Raw genomic sequence first — 4,274 nt, 5'->3', positions numbered from 1 at the left:
GAAGCGAACCGGGGAGCTGCGCCCCCCGACCGCTCACGCTCCGCGTGAGCGGATGCGGCTCGCTCCGCTCACCGCCAGGGCGGCACGCGCTCCGCGCGACCGCCAACCGCAGCGCAGGCGCCTCGCGTTGCGAGGCGCGGCCGGCCTCCGGCCGACCCGTGGCCTCCGCTGCGCTCCAGCCACTCACAGCGGACCCGCCAACTCCAGTGCGGGAAGACGTGCCACGCTCCGCGCGGCCCACCCGTGGGGCTCACGCCACAAGCAGTAGCAAGAGGAGGAGAGGTGGCGGGTGGTCGGGAGAGTGACGGAGCGCGGGGGCCCGGCCATCCGCAGATGGGGAACCGACTGAGGGGCCGTCAAGGCTCTGGATTGGCTTGCGATAAGGCAAGACTAACAGCTTTCAGCCACGTTAGGGGGAATCTCTGGGTTCTGTGTGCTTCATTTTTGGAACCGAGATACGCTATGGACTTAGAGCACACCACCCCTGACCGCTCCGGAGGGTTATCAAGATCCACCACACGGCCTTGCCGGTGCTCCGGTGAGAGAGAGTAACCAGCCGATCGCGTCAGTCCAACCGTAGCCCTTGCGGCTCCTCTACGTGCAGGTTTCCCGTTTCCCGCCGCTCGAATCGGCCAGGCGGCACCCCAGGAGAAGGCAGGCGAATATGTCGAGCACAGACCGCGCTGACCAGCGCGAGGCAGCCCAGCGAGAAGCCATTGACGCGGTCCTGCATGCCCTCGAATTGCCTGCAAGATCACTTGTGCCCGAACGAGGGCTTCGAACACAGGTGATCATGGCGACCGGGTCCGGGAAGACCCGGGTGGCGGTCCGCAGCGCGGAGGAGCTTCACGCGGGCCGTGTGCTGGTGCTCGTTCCGTCGCTGGACCTGCTCGCCCAGACCGAGGCCGCGTGGCGTGAAGGGGGCCGCCGGGGGCCGATGATCGGGGTGTCCTCTCTGCGGGGCGAGGAGGTGTCCTTCCCCAACACCACGGACGTGGACGAGCTGGTGGAGTGGACGCGGGGCCTGGACAAGGTGACGGTGTACGCCACGTACGCCAGTCTCGGTCTGGGCACGCTGGAGTGGGCGCACGCTGCGGGTTTGGCGGCTTGGGACCTGATCGTCGTGGACGAAGCCCACAGAGTCTCTGGCCGGATCGGGAAGCCGTGGGCGGTCGTGCACGACAACCAGAAGATCCCGTCCCTGCGCCGGTTGTACATGACGGCCACGCCCCGGCTGTGGCAGCTCGGGGACGAGGACGAGGCTGGCGCACCGGGCGAGTTGGTCGCGAGCATGGAAGACGACCCCAACGGGCCGTTCGGCAGCAGGGCGTTCACTTTGACGCTCTCGGAGGCCATCGATCGGGGAATTTGTGCCCCTTACCAGGTCGTATGCGTGGATGTCACCGATACCGCGCTCCAGGCCGCGCAGCTCCTGGGCGCGGAGGGCCGGTCGGCAGAGGTGCGCGGGGCGCGGCTCGCGGCTCTGCAGACCGCGCTGGTGAAGGCGTCGGCCGAGGAGGGCTTTGGCCGCACGCTGGTCTTCCACCATCAGGTTCGCGAGGCCGAGGCGTTCGCGGCCGGCCTTCCCGACGTCGCCGCGCAGCTGCACGCATCCGACCCCGAGCTGTACCCCAAGACGATCTGGGCGGACTGGCTGTGCGGCGAGCACAAGCCGCTCCACCGCCGCCGGCTGCTCGGGGAGTTCGCGGCCGGGATCGCCACGGACGGCGCCGTGGTGGAGAAGTGCTTCCTGTCCTCGGTGAAGGTGCTGGGCGAGGGTGTCGACACCAAAAACTGCGACTCCGTGTACTGGGCGGACGTACGCGGCTCGATGCCCGACCTCGTCCAGGCCGTGGGCCGGGCGCTGCGGATGCAGCCAGGCGAGGGCAAGGTCGCCTCACTCGTGGTGCCGGTGCTGCTCGGGCCGGGCGAGACGGCGGACAACATGCTGACCTCGCGGGCGTTCGGCGGGCTGGCCAAGCTGCTGGAGGCGCTGCGGGCGCACGACGCGAGGATCGTGGAGAGCCTCGCGGAGCAGCAGGCCCCGAGCCGCTACAAGCCCGTCAGCAAGGACGACAGCGGGAAGAGCGCGGATGGGAGCGGCGAGGGCTCCAGGGGCGTCAGTGCCCCCGCCAAGGCCCTGCTGAAGTTCTCCACGCCCCGTGACCCGGCCGCGCTCGCCGCGTTCATCAACCTGCGGGTCCTCAACCCGGAGCACGAGCACTGGCGGCGCGGGGTTGAGGCCGCCGTCATCTACGCTCGCGAGCACGGCGACCTGAAGGTGCCGTTCACGTTCCGGGTGCCCGCCGTCGACGACCAGGAGGCGGAAGGCGCGGGGTGGCCGGCCTCGCTCGCCGGGTTCCCGCTGGGGCAGTGGACCGCCGACGCCCGCCGCTTCTACGCCCGCGGCGACATGGACGAGGACCGCATCGCGCAGCTGGAGAAGCTCGGCATGATCTGGTCGCACTTCGACGTCGCGTGGGAGGAGGGCCTGTCTGCCGCGCGCGGGTGGGCGGCCGAACACGGTCACCTCCTGGCCCCGCTGGACGCCACGTTCCAGGGGTACCGGGTGGGCATCTTCCTGAAGAACGCGCGGGCCGCCGCCCGCAAGGCGCAGGAGATCGAGCAGCGGCGTGCGGAAGGGTTGCCGGTGGAGTCGTCGGCCGGGGCGTTGTCGGAGGCGCGGCGCGAGCATCTGGAGGAGATCGACGCGTCCTGGTGCCCGTCGTGGCCGGTGACGTGGCAGCGGTGCTTCCACCTGGTGAGGATGCACCTGGACGCCGGTGAGGCGCTGCCCATCGAGGCGGGCGACGTCGTGCGCCAGGGCGAGGATCTCGGGCGGTGGGTGCAGTCGGTCCGGCTCGGCTGGGACCAGCTCACGACCGTCCAGCAGTGGATGTGCGAGCAGGTCCTCGGGATCGAGCCCGCAGCCGAGGACGAGAAGCCGAAGCGCCGTACGCAGGCCGACAAGTGGGCGATGAACTACCAGGCTGCCAAGCAGTTCTACGAGCGCGAGGGACACCTCCAGGTCCCCAGGAAGCACGTCGAGCGGATCGTCGGCGACGATGGCCAGGAGGAGCGGGAGCACAAGCTGGGTGCCTGGATAGGGAATCAGCGCAGCCGGGCGGCGACGCTGACGCCGGAGCGGATGGAGCTGCTGTCCGCGATCGGGATGCGGTGGTCCTGATGGTGGGCGTCGTCATCACCGCGGCCGCCGCGCTCGCGGCCGGCCATCTGCTCGGGCGGCTGCGCCCGTGGCAGCGGCTGGGCGACTGGGCGGCCGATCAGGTCCGCTTCACCGGGGCGTGGGTCCGGAGCGGCGCCGCCCGCCAGGCCGCCGTCGTCCTGGCCCACGCCGTGACCGCGCCGCGCACCAGCTGGCGCATCATGCGCGCCCCCGCCACCGAGACCCGAACACCGACGCCCGTACGCGATCCGGACTGGGCCGCCAACCGCACCCGCCACGACAAGAGAGGCACCGCATGAGCACCGAGCAGCACGACGCCGACGCGTACGGCCAGAAGCTGGCCCGCATCAGCCACCACCAGCACGAAGCCAGCAAGAGCCAGCCGGTGGTCTTCTGCTCCGGCACAGCAGGCTCCTGCTCATGGTGCATCGCGTTCGGCTAGGTTTCCTCCCAGTCGGTCCCATGCCGCTAGTCGCAGTCCCCACACGAGGTCGGACGGGCCTTCGGAGGGAGGCGTGCCAGCCAGTGCACTCCACCGCCTGCCACCGCTCGTAGTGCACGCTGCCTTGCACTCGGTGCAGCGAGGACGGCGGGCGTAGCGCATGAGGGCATGCTGTATGGATCTCCAGGGCCTCAGCTCTTGCCGGCCCCGCTCAAGAACAACTCTTCGAACCGCTGATACTCGCGGCGCAGGCTGCCCTTCCCTGTGTAGGCGGCGTGCGTTGCAAGGAAAAGACGCGGTCCCGCCCAAGCGCCGTTCGACCACAGCTGGATCAGCCATGCCGGAGCTGTGCCGATGTCTTGGGACAGTTCAACCCACACCGCCGTGTCGGCAGCATGCTCGCCGTGAGCCATCGACGAGCCGCTCGTCCAGGCGTACCCCTCGATGCCGATACGGCGCTCGAGGTTCTCGCTGAGCCAGTCAATCGAAAGGGGTGTGATCTCGGGGTGCGACGGCCCCTCTTCACAGGCCAGCCCCGGTCCTTGGCGTAAGACGCCATCCGCTTATCGATCACGGGGTTGGTCTGGTCGAACAGGGTTCCTGATCGGGTGATCGCGCGAGAGTCTGCGCATGACAGCAGGGCCT

General features: G+C 69.6%; 4 protein-coding genes. 3 read left to right on the top strand and 1 reads right to left on the bottom strand.

What is annotated here, in order from left to right; genetic code table 11:
• Positions 1–664: 664 nt before the first annotated feature.
• The 3 genes from ACZ5TL_RS39380 to ACZ5TL_RS39370 are packed head-to-tail and all read left to right on the top strand — an operon-like array spanning position 665 to position 3,629.
• On the top strand, positions 665–3,187 hold the full coding sequence (locus ACZ5TL_RS39380; RefSeq protein WP_468595580.1) for a helicase associated domain-containing protein: 2,523 nt from the start codon (positions 665–667) through the stop codon (positions 3,185–3,187).
• A complete protein-coding gene (locus ACZ5TL_RS39375; RefSeq protein ID WP_468595579.1) occupies positions 3,187–3,486 on the top strand; it encodes a hypothetical protein in 300 nt (99 codons plus the stop codon). The genes ACZ5TL_RS39380 and ACZ5TL_RS39375 overlap by 1 nt, the downstream gene beginning before the upstream one ends.
• Entirely contained in the window at positions 3,483–3,629 is a 147-nt protein-coding gene (locus tag ACZ5TL_RS39370; protein WP_468595578.1) for a hypothetical protein, read from the top strand. Before ACZ5TL_RS39375 ends, ACZ5TL_RS39370 begins: the two co-directional genes overlap by 4 nt.
• A 191-nt stretch (positions 3,630–3,820) precedes the next feature.
• Here ACZ5TL_RS39370 and ACZ5TL_RS39365 read toward each other — a convergent pair whose 3' ends face one another.
• A complete protein-coding gene (locus tag ACZ5TL_RS39365; protein ID WP_468595577.1) occupies positions 3,821–4,042 on the bottom strand; it encodes a hypothetical protein in 222 nt (73 codons plus the stop codon).
• Positions 4,043–4,274 lie beyond the last annotated feature (232 nt).

It is taken from the genome of Streptomyces sp. NPDC033136, assembly GCF_055578235.1.
The sequence above is the reverse complement of the archived record's forward strand: the minus strand, read 5'-3'. Positions and strand labels throughout refer to the sequence as shown.